The sequence below is a fragment of the Burkholderia aenigmatica genome (assembly GCF_048627025.1).
GTDB lineage: Bacteria > Pseudomonadota > Gammaproteobacteria > Burkholderiales > Burkholderiaceae > Burkholderia > Burkholderia aenigmatica.
This window is the reverse complement of record NZ_CP184471.1, coordinates 119,003-132,873: the sequence shown is the minus strand read 5'-3', so window position 1 is coordinate 132,873 and position 13,871 is coordinate 119,003. Positions and strand designations below refer to the sequence as shown.

The following is a 13,871-nucleotide window of genomic DNA, read 5'->3' as shown; positions in this document are numbered from 1 at the left end:
CCTGTTCCCGCCACCCAATCCGCTTGGAACTTTGCGGCATCTCGCTCGTGATGTGGGTGACGGGACGGGACCGTTGGCGACAGGCGGCACTTCGTTTCATGACGAAGTTTCCGGATCGTGAGCAGCGATCCGGAAGCCATCAGTGATCCACAGTGCAATGTCTCCGTTCAGGTAGCGCGCAATGAAGCCCGACTGCGCAAGCATCACTGTACACATTTGACTTCGCTGCTCACCGTGCGCGCACTACACGGCCACAGGACGTGATTTGTCGAGATTGCTCATTCAGTTGCCGATGTCCTCAGGAGGCATACCATCGCGCAGCGGATCGAACGGCTTGAATCCTTGTTGAGTGAGCGATATTCGAAGTCAGGCGAGGGTCGTGTCGGAAACCGTCGCCGCCAGCGGGTGGCGCGAGATCTTGATGCTGGTCACGCCCAGCATCCTGGGGAGCTGATCGCTCGCCACTGTCAGCGGGACGGGTCCAGGACCATTGCCGGCCGTTGGTATCGGAAAGGCGGTCGAGCGCGCGGTATGGAACGTGACATTCCCCTCCACCTTGGAAACGATCTGATGGATATGTCCATTCAGGACGGTGACCGAGCCGAACCGCTTCAGATAGCTCATCGCCTGGCCAGCATCGCCGGTGCCCCAACCCCACGGGGCGTAAATCGTCCACATCGGCATGTGGGCAAAGACGACGATCGGCGTGCTGGACGAACGCGCTTTCAAGTCGCTTTCCAGCCAGGAAAGCTGGTCCTCGCCCAGACTGCCCAGCGCGTTTGGCGCGAAATGCAGCACGTTGACGAGCCCGATGAAGTGCACGCCATTGTGGTCGAAGCTGTAATAGCCCCGGTTGTCCGAGGCTTTGCCGAAGCGTTTGAAGTATTCGCCCTGCGGTCCGTCTGTCACATCGTGTTCGCCGGGCACGGTATGCAACTCGGTGATTGGATTGAGCCCCGACAACAATTGGGCCGCGAGGTCGAACTCTTCCGGCTTTGAAAGATGGGTGATATCGCCCGTATGAATCGCCAGCGCCGGCTTGATCGGCATGGCGTTGACGTAATCAATCGTCTGTTTGAGTGTACCTGCGACGTCTGGATTGGCTTCCTTGTTGAAGCCAATATGCGAGTCGCTGATCTGCAGGAACAGCGGCACGACCGAGGCCGCCGCCTTGTCCTTGCTACTGGCGGCGAGCGCTAATTCCACGGGCGTGAGGACGCCTCCGGACAGGACAAACAGGGTGCCCGCACCACCGAAGGCGAGGCATTTCAAGGCGCTGCGGCGCGACGGCCGGGAAGGAAGATCTGACGACATGGTGACCTCTCGAATGGAATCCGGAGGTAAACCGCCGGTTCGCCCGGTGGGCCTCCAGAGCTGGTTTCAAGAGCAATACCGCAGAGCCGTCCGTTTTATTCCCAGCTCGGAAAACGCATAGCTGGACGACTCGCGGCTCGTGTCGCATTTCCTTGGAACTCAGCAATCGACGGACCATCGACCGCTGCCGACGTCCAACACCTCGACCAAGAGGAGGGCCACACCGAGATCAGCATCTCATTGCGCCCTTCGCTGGGATCGCTATAGTCGACCATAGGAGTGCAGGCCGGCAAGAAACATATTGACCCCAAGGAAGGCGAAAGTCGTGACCAATAGCCCACCAAGTGCCCACCAGGCCGCGATCCGGCCGCGCAAACCCTTCACCAGACGAAGGTGGAGCCATGCGGCGTAGTTAAGCCAAACGATCAATGCCCACGTCTCCTTCGGGTCCCAGCTCCAATACCCACCCCACGCATCGACCGCCCATAAAGCCCCCAGAATTGTCGCAATCGTGAAGAACAAGAAGCCAAGCGCGATTGACTTATACATCACGTCGTCCAGCAGTTCCAAGCTGGGAAGCCGGTCAACAATGAGTCCTCGGTCCTTCAACAGATAACTGACGGCCACCATGGAAGCCAATGCAAATCCTCCATAGCCAATAAAATTGGCTGGCACGTGAATCTTCATCCACCAGCTTTGCAGCGCGGGCACCAAAGGCTCAATCTGATCTGCTTGACGTGAAAATGTATACCACAGCAAAAATCCGATAGACGCCGATATCACCAACAAAACGAATGGACCGACCGCGCGAGTCTCATATCGCTCTTCGTAGTAAAGATAGAGCATCGCCGTGATGAGGCTGAACAAAACAAAGACTTCGTACAAGTTGGACACCGGGATGTGTCCGATGTCCGGGCCGAGCAGGTACGATTCGTACCAACGAACCATCAGTCCCGCTGAACCGAGAACGGTCGCACTCCAGCATAGCTTGCTTCCGAGGCTGAAACCCAGTTCGGATTTGAACACAAGCCCGCCCCAGAAAAAAGCGGTCGACAGGAAAAATAACGTGCACATCCACAATATCGCAGTGGGGCTTGAAAGCAGGTACTTGAGAAAGAAATTGCTTGCACTGTGAGAACTGTCACCTGCATAAAGAAGAATCGCTGAAAGCGAGAGAATAGCGATGAGCATCAACGTCCATCGTGCCGCTTTCCAATGCCAGCCCAGCAAGATAGACGTGGGGGCGGTCAAAATCAGAATTGTTTCCTCATACACATTCATGTATTCGTGATAGCGCATCAGGGCAAATACTGCGCCGCCGACTATCAGTATGGCGTAAAACCAATCAAACGCGGATCGCCCTGTGAGAAGTGATCCCGAATTGTCGTTCGATATATATTCCATGCTATCAGATTCCGATATTGACAGTTCGTTGAAACGGATTGGGGTGCCATCGATCTCACAATTTCTCCATTTTTAGCTCTGCCGCTTTTTTGCCGTCATATGAGAGATAAAATGACTTATTGACGATGGGTGGGTGATGCTGTCCGTCTCATGATGGATTGCCTGGGGTGTGGGAAGTGACGGGAAGGCCGTCAGCAAGCCACTGTGCAAAGCCCCCCTCCAGGTAACTGGCAGCGAAGCCTAACTGCGCAAGCGTGGCTGCGCACATTTGACTTCGTTCTTGACCGTGGGCGCAGTACACAACTACCGTACGAGATTGCTCGAGATCACCCATCCAGTTACCGACGTCTTCAGGGGCATACCATGACGCGCCGATGATTATTTTCCCGCTCTCATTGAATGCGGACTTTCGCCTTACGTCAACAATCTGCGGTGGCTGGTTACTTTCCAGTGCTGCCAGCAGATCGCGCGAAGATACTGCGATTGCGGTCGTCATGATTTTGCACTCCTATAGTTCAAAGTAAGGCATACGAGACACAATTGAGACTTAGTTCAGGCCAATCGATATGCGGAATCGCTGGTACTAACCGCGCGCGTCAGTTGCTGTGATTGCCGGGACGGGCGACGTATACTCCTGCCAGCCGCGATCACCAATCAATGGCTCCGGTCCGGACTGCTTCGGATACTGCCAGCGGCAATGACTTGCCCCTTGTCGCGATACTCGACCTCACGCCCCTGAGCATAAATATCGAGGCATTCTGGTTCCGATATTCTCTCGGACCGTACCAGGCATAGTTGACCGTTCCTGACGAACCAACGCCCGGTTTTTTCTCGCCCCCTTTCCACCAAGACAAGACGCCCGTCCGGTAGATAGTGATGCAGCCAGTGCGCGTTGTCGGAGACGTACTTGTTGGTCAGCTTGGCGCGAATTTGCGCGGCGCTCAGCAGCTTGAACGAGGCATTCTGCGCGATGGCCTCGCTCGATCCGATGGCAAACAACGCCAACGCCAGAGTCAACGGCGACATCCATCGCTTTCGCACCATCGCGAACGGGGCTGTCTCGCCAACTTTCACTGCGTCGTTCGAATTCACACGCAAAAACAATCGTCGGCTTCGGACAAGCGATGCAGCGATGCGGCCGTGCGAGACGCCCGATCGGGACAGGCGTGCACGTTCATCAGATATTTGCATGGGCGACATTTCCTGTTTTCGTATCCACCGTACATGGATAGTTCTCGTTGCCGCCAATCATCGTCTAGAGGGCGAGGCCGGCACACGGCGGGTCGCCACTGACTCGTTTGCAGCGGTTGCCATGGATTCTACTTGTAGATTTCGCTACATGCCAGTAGCATACGTGACATGACATCAATTTCGACATGGTCGCTCCTTGTTCTGACCCTGCCCACGGAAAACGCAACGGCCCGGATGCGTTTCTGGCGCGCGCTCAAGGCAAAGGGCGCGGCGGTGCTGCGCGACGGCATTTATCTGTTACCCCACACGGAAGAACGCGAGCAGATGCTGCGCGAGTTGGCCGTCGCGATTGCCGACAGCGGCGGCACTGCGCATCTCCTGCGGGCGCCCAGCCTCGATGCGTCGCAGGAAGCGGAATTCCGCGCACTGTTCGATCGCAGCGACGACTACGCGACGTTCATCAATTCGCTGGCGGACGCGCGCAAGACGGTCTCCGGCCAATCTGCGACCGACCTGACCCGGCTGTTGCGACGTTTGCGCAAGGACTATGAGGCGCTCGTCGCGACCGACTATTTTCCCGGCGACGCGGCGACGCGCGCCGAGGTCGCGTTGCAGGACTTAACCGCGCTCGTCGACACCGTGCTGTCGCCCGGAGAGCCGCATCCCGCGGAGCGAGTCATCCGCCTGCTGTCATGCGACGCGTATCAGGGCCGCACATGGGCGACGCGCGAGCGCATGTGGGTCGACCGCGTCGCCAGCGCATGGCTGATCCGCCGCTTCATCGACGCCGACGCCCGCTTCGTCTGGCTCGCGTCCCCCGGCGACTGCCCGCCGGACGCGCTCGGCTTCGACTTCGACGGCGCGGCGTTCACCCATGTCGGCGAACGTGTGACGTTCGAGGTACTGCTGGCAAGTTTTGGGCTCGACAAGGATCAGGCGTTAGTACGGCTCGGCGAGATCGTGCACGCACTCGACGTGGGCGGTCCCGCCGCACCCGAAACGGTCGGCTTCGAGGCCGTGATGGCCGGCACGCGCCGACGCGCGGAAAACGACGATCAGTTGCTCGAACAGATGGGCGCGGTGCTCGACTCGCTGTATGCGCACTTCGCCTCGAACGGAAAGAACGAAACCGGGGGACGGTCATGACCACGACGGTAGCGACAAACGCGCCGACCTATTCATTGGGCCAACTGGTCGGCTACATGCTGCGCCTCGGCGCGCTCGGCTTCGGCGGCCCGGTCGCTCTCGCCGGCTACATGCGCCGCGATCTCGTCGATCAGCGCGGCTGGATCACGGAAGCGGACTACAAGGAAGGAATGACGCTGGCCCAGATGGCACCGGGTCCGATGGCGGCGCAGCTCGCGATCTATCTCGGTTTCGTTCACTACCGGCTCCTTGGTGCCACGCTCGTCGGCTTTGCGTTCGTACTGCCGTCGTTCCTGATGGTGGTCGCGCTCGGCTTCGCGTATGCGCACTTCGGCGGGCTGTCGTGGATGCAGGCCGTGTTCTACGGCGTCGGGGCCGCGGTGGTCGGCATCATCGCGATGAGCGCGTACAAGCTCACGACGAAGACCATCGGCAAGGACAAACTGCTTTGGACAATCTTTCTGACGCTCGCGGCCGTGACGTTCATCACGGAGTCGGAAATCGCGTGGCTCTTCATCGTCGCCGGATTGATTTGCTGGTTCTGGCGGGCACCGCCCAAGTGGCTAAACAGGGGCGGCCTGAACGCGATTGCGGCCGCCAACCTGCCGATCGCGAGCAACCTGCTGAGCGGCGTCGACCTCTCCGTGCTCACGCAGATCGGCATCTTCTTTACCAAGGCCGGCGCGTTCGTCTTCGGGTCCGGCCTTGCGATCGTGCCGTTCCTGTATGGCGGTGTCGTCACCGAACATCACTGGCTAAACGACAAGCAGTTCGTCGATGCCGTGGCCGTCGCGATGATCACGCCCGGCCCGGTCGTGATTACGGTCGGCTTCATCGGGTATCTGGTCGCGGGCTTTTCGGGCGCGCTCGTTGCCGCGCTCGGCACGTTCCTGCCTTGCTATCTGTTCACCGTGATCCCTGCACCCTACGTCAAGAAGTACGGCCACCGTCCCGACGTCAAGGCGTTCGTCGACGGCATCACGGCGGCGGCGATCGGCGCGATCACGGGCTCGGTTCTCGTGATCGCGAAGCGCTCGATCGTCGACATCCCGACCGCCATCCTCGCACTTGCAACGGTCGTGCTGCTCTGGCGTTTCAAGAAGCTGCAGGAACCGGTGATCGTCACGGCCGCGGCGCTGATCGGCCTCGTCGCGTATCCGCTTATTCATTCGCACGCCATTTGACTGCGCGTGCGTGCAACTTGTGAGGAAAGTGATCGTGGCAATACCTTGGATCGTTCTGCACAACACCACCGCTGCGGTTGCTTGCGTCTTCTGGACCGGGCGAGTACTGCACGGGCCGCGTTGATTGACCAAAGGCAATGGAAACGGTCATGCGGCTTCAGCTCAAATCGACATTACTTGCCACCGTCAACACGAGCGGCGCGCAATGGATCGTGCCAACCAGGCTGGCATTAGCCGTCCTCCTGCTTTTCCCGATCGACGGAAGTATCCAGCACCTGTTCGCCTTCCGCGTTGCCGATCTTTCGGCGCTGTCGTTCAGTTCGGCTGCCCTCGGCAAGGCGCTTCGCGCCATTGAGATTCTCGCCGGACTGAGCTTCGTCGCAGGACTCGGTGCCAGATTGGCCGCTTATCCAACTGTGGTCATTTTCGCCGTGCGAGCGCTCGCCAATTCTGCGAACTCGTTCCCCTGGTTACGAGACGCCATGAACGGCGTGATCGTACCTCACGGCGACTGGGGCTATGGCGCGATGTATTTCGGCGTTGCGCTGCTTCTCGGCGAATTCCTGGATGTGGGCAGCGGCCGATGGTCGATCGACTACTGGCTTTCCCGGAAACTCAAGGAATCCGGCGAGCCCCGCTCAGGGCGTTGAAAAGACGCAATCACGTTTAACTTGAAAGGAGGTACCCATGAACTGCGAGATGAAACAGCTTGCCTGCGATCCCTCCCGGCTGGCAGGTCTGTCGGAAAAGCTCATCGTCAGTCACTACGAGAACAACTACGGCGGCGCCGTGAAACGCCTGAACGCGATCACTGCGCAACTTGCCAGCGTCGACGTAGCCAGTGCGCCCGTCTTCGTCGTCAACGGACTCAAGCGTGAAGAACTCATCGCTGCGAATTCCGTGATCCTGCATGAGATCTACTTCGACTGTCTTGGCGCCAGCGGCAAGCCGGCCGGCGATCTCGAAGCGGCACTCACGCGCGATTTCGGCAGCGTCGAGCGCTGGGCGGCGGAGTTTTCCGCGATGGGCAAGGCGCTCGGCGGCGGTTCCGGCTGGGTGCTGCTCACGTGGTCGCCGAGGCTCGGCCGACTCGTCAACCAGTGGGCGTCCGACCACACCCATACGCTCGCGGACGGCGCGCCCGTTCTCGCGCTGGACATGTACGAGCATTCCTATCACATCGATTTCGGTGCGAAGGCGGCAGCGTACGTGGACGCGTTCATGGAGAACATCAACTGGACAAACGTCGCAGACCGCTTCGCTTCAGTGAGCGGCTGAGCGTCGCGCTGCACATCACCGATCAACTAATCCAATCAATCAATTCGATGGAAATGAATTCTGTTGGGCCGCCGCGATCCGATGTTCCGGTTTTTGAAGCCCCCGCGCATGAACGGCATGGCGTCTCGTTCCGTGAGGCATTCTGGGTGTGGGTTCGCGTTGCCGCGCTCAGTTTTGGCGGCCCCGCGGGGCAGATCGCCGTGATGCACCGGATCCTGGTCGAGGAAAAGCGCTGGATCAGCGAAACGCGCTTTCTCCATGCGCTGAACTATTGCACGCTCGTACCCGGCCCGGAAGCTCACCAACTCGCGGTTTACGTCGGCTGGCTGCTGCACCGGACACGCGGCGGCCTCGTGGCCGGCATCCTGTTCATCCTGCCCGGTCTCGTCGCGCTTGGCGTCCTGAGCTGGATCTACGCGACCTATGGAGACGTCGGTTACGTTCAGGCCTTGTTCTTCGGCCTGAAGGCAGCCGTGCTTGCGGTCGTCCTGGAGGCGGTGGTGCGCGTCGGCCGGCGTGCGTTGAAAACCCGCACGATGGTCGCCGTCGCGGCGCTATCGTTCATCGCGATCTTCTTTTTCGCGGTACCGTTCCCGGCCATCATCGTCGCGGCGGCAGCAGTCGGCCTCATTGGCCGCGCGACCGGCGCCATGTCGCCGCGTGGCACTGCCGCACAACGCGAGACCGAGCACGACGACGGCCCGCTGCCCGCCATTGACGCCGCGTTCGCCGTGGAGATTCCCGAACACGTGCGGCCGTCGCATGCCCGTGCGCTGAAGGTGACAGCGATCGGCCTGCTGCTCTGGCTCGGGCCGCTGTTTGCCTTTCTGGCGACGATCGGACCGGACAGCGTGTTCACGCACATCGCCACCTTCTTCAGCAAGATGGCGGTGCTCACCTTCGGCGGCGCCTATGCAATCCTGACCTACGTTGCACAACAGGCCGTCGATCACTATCACTGGCTCGCCCCCGGCGAGATGCTCGCCGGTCTGGGCATGGCCGAGACGACGCCAGGGCCGCTCATCGCCGTCGTGCAGTTCGTCGGCTTCATGGCGGCGTTTCGGCAACCCGGCGCGCTGGACCCGGCGATTGCCGGCACGCTCGGCGGCATCCTCGCCAAGTGGGCAACCTTTGCACCGTCGTTTCTGTTCATTTTCATCGGTGCGCCGTATGTCGAGGCGCTGCGCCACAACAAGGCGCTGAATGCCGTGCTCTCGACCATCATGGCAGCCGTGGTCGGCGTGATCCTGAATCTGGCGATCTGGTTTGCGATTCATACGCTGTTTGCGCAGGTGGACGTCAAACAGGCATTGGGCATGACGCTGCAGATTCCCGTGCTGTCGAGTCTCGATCTTTGGTCTCTAGTCCTTTCGGCAGCAGCCATGGTGGCGCTGTTCCGCTTCAAGCTCGGCATGATGACCACGCTTGCGGGATGCTGCGTCGCCGGGATCGTCATTCACATGATCGGGTAATTCGATGAATGGCTTTGCCGGAGCGTGCGTTGCCGGTATTCAACAGGTGGCGGCCGTACGTTCCGGCGCGAACCAGGGGCAAGTTAAGCCCCGCAAGGAGTAGGTTATGAAACCACTATTCAGATTCCTGTCTGCTACCTCGCTCGTCGCGCTGTGCATTGCACTGGTGGGATGCGAAAAGAGCCCGTTCGAAAAGCAACCCGGCGAAACGGTTGCGATTGCGCAGGTACCCGCCGCGGTGAAAGCAACGATCGATCGGCAATCGCAGGGCGGCAGCGTCAAGGAAATCGAGAAACTGACCCGGAACGGGAAGACGTTCTATCGGGCGTCGGTCCTGCAGAACGGCCAGGAGCAGAAATTCGTCGTCGCCGAGGATGGTGCGCTGATGGCCACGCGCGCGGGTGACGACGAAGAAGACGATGACTGACTGGAAATTCGGTATTTCACCCCTCAGGACAAGGAGTCCATCATGAAATGGGTTACCCGTGAACGGCCGAAGATCGACCGCATTGCCTGCCCGTGGCTCATCGCCCGGTTTATCGACAAGCAGCCGGAATTTCTCTACGTGCCCAACCGGGACGTGCTGCGGGTGGCCGAGGAGACCGGTGCGATTCCCTACGACATCCCAGGCGTCGAACTATCGCATGTCGACGATCTGTGCAGTTTCGATGCGTTTCTGAAGAAATACGGTCTGGAGGACTCAGCGCTGCATCAGCTTGCGACCATCATTCGAGGCGCGGACACGTCGCGCCTCGATCTGACGCCCCAGTCACCCGGGTTGTTCGCGATTTCGCTCGGGCTGTCACAAACCTTTTCAGACGACCATGAGATGCTCCGGCACGGCATGGTGATGTACGACGCCTTATATGCCTGGTGCCAGCTCTGCCAGGCAGAGAAGCACAACTGGCCGCCTCAGATGAACTGAGATCCCTTACTTTTATCAGGAATGCTAATGCTAAAAAGATCGCTTTTTCGTCGAACCGTCCTCGCCTCCCTGTTTGCGCTCGTTGCGGTAAATGCCAGCGCAGCGGCCGGTTCGCCCGCCATGGACACCACCAGCATCGAGCAGGTCACTGGCCTGAAAGGGACATTTTCCAAAGACGAGAACGTCTTCAAGGTGACCAAGCCGCGCAACGACATCAAGATTCAGGTCGACAACTGGACCATGCCGCCGTTCATGGGGCTGACGTCGTGGGCCGCGTTTACGCCGGGTCATCATGGACAGACCATGATGATGGGCGACACCGTGTTGTTCGACGATGAAGTCAATCCGGCGATGAGCGCGGCGCTCGATGCGGGGCTCGAAGTGACCGCGCTGCACAATCACTTCTTCTTCGATCACCCGCGGGTCTACTTCATGCATATCGGGGGGAGCGGCGACGCGAAAACCCTCGCCGAAGGCGTCCGGAAGATTTACGACAGGATCGCCGAGGTACGCGCTGCGCACGCCGAACCGGCAAATGCGTTCCCTGGACGGATTGCGGACGCCAGCAGCATTACCTCGGCTCCCCTCGAGGCGATTCTCGGCAGGAAGGGCCAGACGAACAGCGGCATGTTCAAGGTTTCCATCGGCAAGCCGATCAGCATGCACGGCGTGTCGGTCGGCAACGAGATGGGGGTGAACACGTGGGCGGCATTCGCCGGTACCGACGACGAAGCCGTGGTCGACGGCGATTTCGCGATGCGTGAAAGTGAATTGCAGACCGTGCTGAAAAGCATGCGCGCATCCGGCATCAACATCGTCGCGATTCATGAGCATATGACGGGCGAGACGCCGCGCGTCCTGTTTCTCCACTACTGGGGCAAGGGCAAGGCCGTGGATCTCGCCAAAGCGGTCAAAGGCGCGCTGGTCGCTCAGGCCGGCGTCGAGAAATAATCATGCTCAACCGGCGGTGGCGGGCTGTTGTAATGGTCGCCTGATAACCGCCGGACTACCGGTCGATCACGGTACGTTAGCCAGATGAGGTCCATCATGGGCTCGCTATCGTTCCACGACGAGCGCCGTTCCAGCAGCGCGGCCAGCCACGCGCTGCTGGAAGTCACCGCGCTCGCGAAGCATTTCGGCCAGACTGCCGCGCTGGCTGACGTTGGCTTCACTGTCGACGAGCATGAAATCCTCGGCATCATTGGCCCAAACGGTTCCGGCAAAACCACCCTGATGGAATGCCTCGCGGGCTTGCTCCCCGTCGACCGTGGCACGGTGAAGTGGGCGGGGAAGTGCGCTGCCCCCGGCGCACCGCAAGGAGCGGCTGTTCTACGTGCCGGACGGCGTGTTGCGATACGGCGAGCAAACGGTCGGGACCGTGCTTGGGTTCTACCGCGAGACCTTTCGCGCATCCGTTTCGCGGCTACATGACGTGGTCCGGCAACTGGCGCTCGACGAGATGCTGGCCAGGCGTGGTACCACGCTATCCAAGGGCTACCGGCGCCGTCTGCTGCTCGCCATCGGGATGCTGTCGCCGCAGCCATTGTTGTGTCTGGATGAGCCATTCGATGGCCTTGACCTGCGCCAGACGCAGGCGGTGATGGCCTTGCTGCGCGACGAAGTGCGAGCGGGGCGTGCCTTGCTCGTCGCGATTCATCAGCTTGTCGATGCGGAGCGCCTGTGCGACCGGCTCCTGCTCCTGTCCGGTGGCCGTGTCCTGGGCGAAGGGACGCTGGAAACGTTGCGGGAACTGGCAGGTGTCGATGGCTGTGGCCTCGAGGAGGTGTTCCTTGCGCTCACCTGATCCTCGCTCGACCGCCGCGATACTTCCGGCGCTATTTCGCAACGAGGTACGCAATCTGCTGACCTCGCGCGCGTTATGGATCCTCCTGCTCATTCTGTCGCCGCTGGTTGGTTATAGCTTCATTCAGGCTGTGAGCCTGTTCGGCGAAGCGAGCCGATCGGCGCTTCAATCCGCTGAGCTGGCGCGCGGCATGACACCGCTCGACGGCATCCTGGTGCCAACCTTCGGCGGGTTCTATCTGGTTGTGACCCTGCTGTTTCCGTTTGTCGCGATCCGCGCCGTCGGTCAGGAGAAGCAAAGCGGCGCCCTGAAGCTGGCCCTCCAGTCACCGGTCCGTGTCCCCACCCTGGTGGCCACGAAAGTGCTGGCGGTCGGTCTGGTGTGGCTCATCGTGTTGCTTCCGGCCGCTTCGGCAGTCGCAGCGTGGCGGCTGCTGGGCGGCCATCTGTACGGCCCGGAAGTGGCGGGTCTGCTATTCGGGCATGCGCTGTACGGACTGGCGGTCACCGCGATCGCGTTTTTTGCTGCGGCCGTCACGGAGTCGATCGCGACCGGTGCAATCGTCACGCTCGCGTTCACGATTGGCTCCTGGGTGCTGGATTTTGCCGCGTCCGGGCAAGTCGGGTGGCTCGCGAAATTGGCGCCGCTTTCGCTCACCGCGACGCTGCGCGAATTCGAGCACGGCCTCTTTGCTTCTGCGGGGGCGCTTCGAACGCTGACATTCAGCCTTGCCTTGCTGGCCCTGAGCGTTGTCTGGCTACCGCCCGGAACCCGCCTGCGGGCGAAGCTCGCAATCAGTATCGCGATGCTGTTTGCCGCCGCGCTGCTCGTTGCTGGTGCCGGTGAGACCAGGTGGTACGTCGAACTCAGTGAGGACCAGCGTAATTCATTTGATCCTGAGGATGAAGCGGCCTTGCGCAAGATAATGGCGCCTCTGGCGATCACGCTATATCTGTCCCCCGACGACAGTCGGGCGCGCGAGATGGAAAGTGATGTGCTCGCGAAACTGCGCCGCGCAGTACCTCGGCTCACGATCCGGTATGCATCGGTGAAGGCCGGGCCGTTCGGTGCATCGGGCGACGACCGCTACGGTGTGATCGTCTATGAATATGCGGGCAAGCACGAGGAGAGCCGTTCGAACAGTCCGCGCGAGATTCTGCCGATCCTCTACGGTCTGGCCGATGTGACCGTGAAACCGGGAGCGGTGACGATCTATCCGGGATATCCGCTTGTCGCAGAACCGGCCGCGGCCGCGTGGTGGTTTTACGGCGCGTTGCCGGGACTGATTCTGTATGGCTGGTGGCGAACACGAGGCGCTGCACCTGCGCCACGTCGATCCGGCCAGTCGCAACCGAGGGAGAAACAGTCATGAAGCTCCACGCAATAGCCTTGGCATGCACGCTGGGCATGGTCGTCGCGCCAGCCGTCACGGCGGAAGATCAAGTACCGGCCCAATCCGTGTCAATCGATCTTGCTGCGGAAACAGTGGGTGCCGAGCCGGTCAATTTCATTGCCGCCGTGGGCAACTGGCGGATCGGCGCAGACGGCAACCGCAAGGTGTTGACCGTCGATGGCAGCAAGTGGCAAAGGGGGCAGCCATCAGCCGGTCTGGCGGACAAAGCACGGGCGCTGTACGGCGAACGGTACGCGGAGTTCCTGGACAACGTCACGGCATACGCCTACTTCCCGATCGCCGTCGTGAAGCGTATCGATGATTTTCGCGATGGCGAGATTTCACTGCGCTTCAAGGGCATCGCGGGACGAATCGACCAGGGTGCCGGCATCGTCTTTAATCTGAAGCCGAACGGCGACTATCTGGTTCTGCGGGCGAACTGTCTCGAGAACAATCTCGTGCTTTTCAAATACGTGCATGGCGTGCGTAGCCCCGTCAAATGGATCCGCAATACCCCCACGGACACCGGTCGATGGCACGACCTTAAACTCGAAGTGAACGGTGTCAGCGTGAAGGGTTACCTCGACGGCAAGCTGTATCTCGAGGACACGTTGGCTGCGCCGATCAGCGGCAGGATCGGCGTATGGTCGAAGGCCGACAGCGTGATGTATTTCGACGATTTTCGGATGATCACCGCGACGCGCCGACCCGTATCGTGATCATGGTTCTTGGTCTTCTGCCTGTCGGTCGCCGGGCTATG

General features: G+C 60.4%; 17 protein-coding genes. 12 read left to right on the top strand and 5 right to left on the bottom strand.

The window, feature by feature from the left end; all coding sequences use genetic code 11:
* Nucleotides 1-366 precede the first annotated feature (366 nt).
* The 4 genes from ACN8ZM_RS38390 to ACN8ZM_RS38375 form a co-directional block, all read right to left on the bottom strand.
* The gene (locus tag ACN8ZM_RS38390; RefSeq protein ID WP_011875862.1) at nucleotides 367-1,314 is read right to left on the bottom strand and encodes a metallophosphoesterase family protein; all 948 of its coding nucleotides are present in this window, start codon (nucleotides 1,312-1,314) and stop codon (nucleotides 367-369) included.
* Between the two features lie 261 nt (nucleotides 1,315-1,575).
* A complete protein-coding gene (gene ccsB / locus ACN8ZM_RS38385; protein ID WP_011875861.1) occupies nucleotides 1,576-2,718 on the bottom strand; it encodes a c-type cytochrome biogenesis protein CcsB in 1,143 nt (380 codons plus the stop codon).
* Nucleotides 2,719-2,866: 148 nt separating this feature from the next.
* Nucleotides 2,867-3,214, bottom strand: a complete 348-nt coding sequence (chrE, locus tag ACN8ZM_RS38380) for a rhodanese family chromate resistance protein ChrE (protein ID WP_011875860.1) — start codon at nucleotides 3,212-3,214, stop codon at nucleotides 2,867-2,869.
* Between the two features lie 158 nt (nucleotides 3,215-3,372).
* Nucleotides 3,373-3,909, bottom strand: coding sequence for a hypothetical protein (locus ACN8ZM_RS38375; protein ID WP_021161749.1), 537 nt, complete (start codon nucleotides 3,907-3,909; stop codon nucleotides 3,373-3,375).
* A gap of 168 nt (nucleotides 3,910-4,077) precedes the next feature.
* Here ACN8ZM_RS38375 and ACN8ZM_RS38370 point away from each other — a divergent pair, with 168 nt between their 5' ends.
* From ACN8ZM_RS38370 to ACN8ZM_RS38335, 8 genes are all read left to right on the top strand, one after another.
* Nucleotides 4,078-5,055 (top strand): chromate resistance protein ChrB domain-containing protein, encoded by a 978-nt coding sequence (locus tag ACN8ZM_RS38370; RefSeq protein ID WP_011875858.1) that lies wholly within the window; start codon nucleotides 4,078-4,080, stop codon nucleotides 5,053-5,055.
* Nucleotides 5,052-6,239 (top strand): chromate transporter, encoded by a 1,188-nt coding sequence (locus ACN8ZM_RS38365; protein WP_011875857.1) that lies wholly within the window; start codon nucleotides 5,052-5,054, stop codon nucleotides 6,237-6,239. Before ACN8ZM_RS38370 ends, ACN8ZM_RS38365 begins: the two co-directional genes overlap by 4 nt.
* Before the next feature lie 149 nt (nucleotides 6,240-6,388).
* Complete coding sequence (locus ACN8ZM_RS38360; RefSeq protein ID WP_021161751.1) at nucleotides 6,389-6,889, top strand: hypothetical protein; 501 nt, start codon at nucleotides 6,389-6,391, stop codon at nucleotides 6,887-6,889.
* Between the two features lie 37 nt (nucleotides 6,890-6,926).
* Nucleotides 6,927-7,517, top strand: coding sequence for a superoxide dismutase (locus ACN8ZM_RS38355; protein ID WP_011875855.1), 591 nt, complete (start codon nucleotides 6,927-6,929; stop codon nucleotides 7,515-7,517).
* A gap of 53 nt (nucleotides 7,518-7,570) precedes the next feature.
* Nucleotides 7,571-8,989 carry a chromate efflux transporter gene (gene chrA, locus ACN8ZM_RS38350; RefSeq protein WP_089452999.1) on the top strand — a complete coding sequence of 473 codons (1,419 nt, stop codon included), beginning with the start codon at nucleotides 7,571-7,573 and terminating at the stop codon, nucleotides 8,987-8,989.
* Nucleotides 8,990-9,095: 106 nt separating this feature from the next.
* Nucleotides 9,096-9,416, top strand: coding sequence for a hypothetical protein (locus ACN8ZM_RS38345; protein WP_011875853.1), 321 nt, complete (start codon nucleotides 9,096-9,098; stop codon nucleotides 9,414-9,416).
* A gap of 42 nt (nucleotides 9,417-9,458) precedes the next feature.
* Nucleotides 9,459-9,914, top strand: coding sequence for a chromate resistance protein ChrB domain-containing protein (locus ACN8ZM_RS38340; RefSeq protein ID WP_011875852.1), 456 nt, complete (start codon nucleotides 9,459-9,461; stop codon nucleotides 9,912-9,914).
* A gap of 120 nt (nucleotides 9,915-10,034) precedes the next feature.
* Entirely contained in the window at nucleotides 10,035-10,865 is an 831-nt protein-coding gene (locus ACN8ZM_RS38335) for a DUF1259 domain-containing protein (protein ID WP_226206371.1), read from the top strand.
* Between the two features lie 105 nt (nucleotides 10,866-10,970).
* On the opposite strand, the gene ACN8ZM_RS38330 is transcribed toward ACN8ZM_RS38335, so the two are convergent.
* The gene (locus ACN8ZM_RS38330) at nucleotides 10,971-11,099 is read right to left on the bottom strand and encodes a hypothetical protein (RefSeq protein WP_257009001.1); all 129 of its coding nucleotides are present in this window, start codon (nucleotides 11,097-11,099) and stop codon (nucleotides 10,971-10,973) included.
* Between ACN8ZM_RS38330 and ACN8ZM_RS38325 the strand changes: the two genes are divergently transcribed.
* Genes ACN8ZM_RS38325 through ACN8ZM_RS38310 form a run of 4 tightly spaced genes read left to right on the top strand, consistent with a single transcriptional unit; the run spans nucleotide 11,067 to nucleotide 13,830 of the window.
* The gene (locus ACN8ZM_RS38325) at nucleotides 11,067-11,345 is read left to right on the top strand and encodes an ABC transporter ATP-binding protein (RefSeq protein WP_366919784.1); all 279 of its coding nucleotides are present in this window, start codon (nucleotides 11,067-11,069) and stop codon (nucleotides 11,343-11,345) included. The genes ACN8ZM_RS38330 and ACN8ZM_RS38325 overlap by 33 nt on opposite strands.
* Nucleotides 11,248-11,718 carry an ATP-binding cassette domain-containing protein gene (locus ACN8ZM_RS38320; protein WP_280523615.1) on the top strand — a complete coding sequence of 157 codons (471 nt, stop codon included), beginning with the start codon at nucleotides 11,248-11,250 and terminating at the stop codon, nucleotides 11,716-11,718. Before ACN8ZM_RS38325 ends, ACN8ZM_RS38320 begins: the two co-directional genes overlap by 98 nt.
* Nucleotides 11,705-13,090 carry an ABC transporter permease gene (locus tag ACN8ZM_RS38315; protein WP_011875850.1) on the top strand — a complete coding sequence of 462 codons (1,386 nt, stop codon included), beginning with the start codon at nucleotides 11,705-11,707 and terminating at the stop codon, nucleotides 13,088-13,090. The genes ACN8ZM_RS38320 and ACN8ZM_RS38315 overlap by 14 nt, the downstream gene beginning before the upstream one ends.
* Nucleotides 13,087-13,830 carry a hypothetical protein gene (locus ACN8ZM_RS38310; RefSeq protein WP_011875849.1) on the top strand — a complete coding sequence of 248 codons (744 nt, stop codon included), beginning with the start codon at nucleotides 13,087-13,089 and terminating at the stop codon, nucleotides 13,828-13,830. Before ACN8ZM_RS38315 ends, ACN8ZM_RS38310 begins: the two co-directional genes overlap by 4 nt.
* The last annotated feature ends 41 nt before the right edge of the window (nucleotides 13,831-13,871 follow it).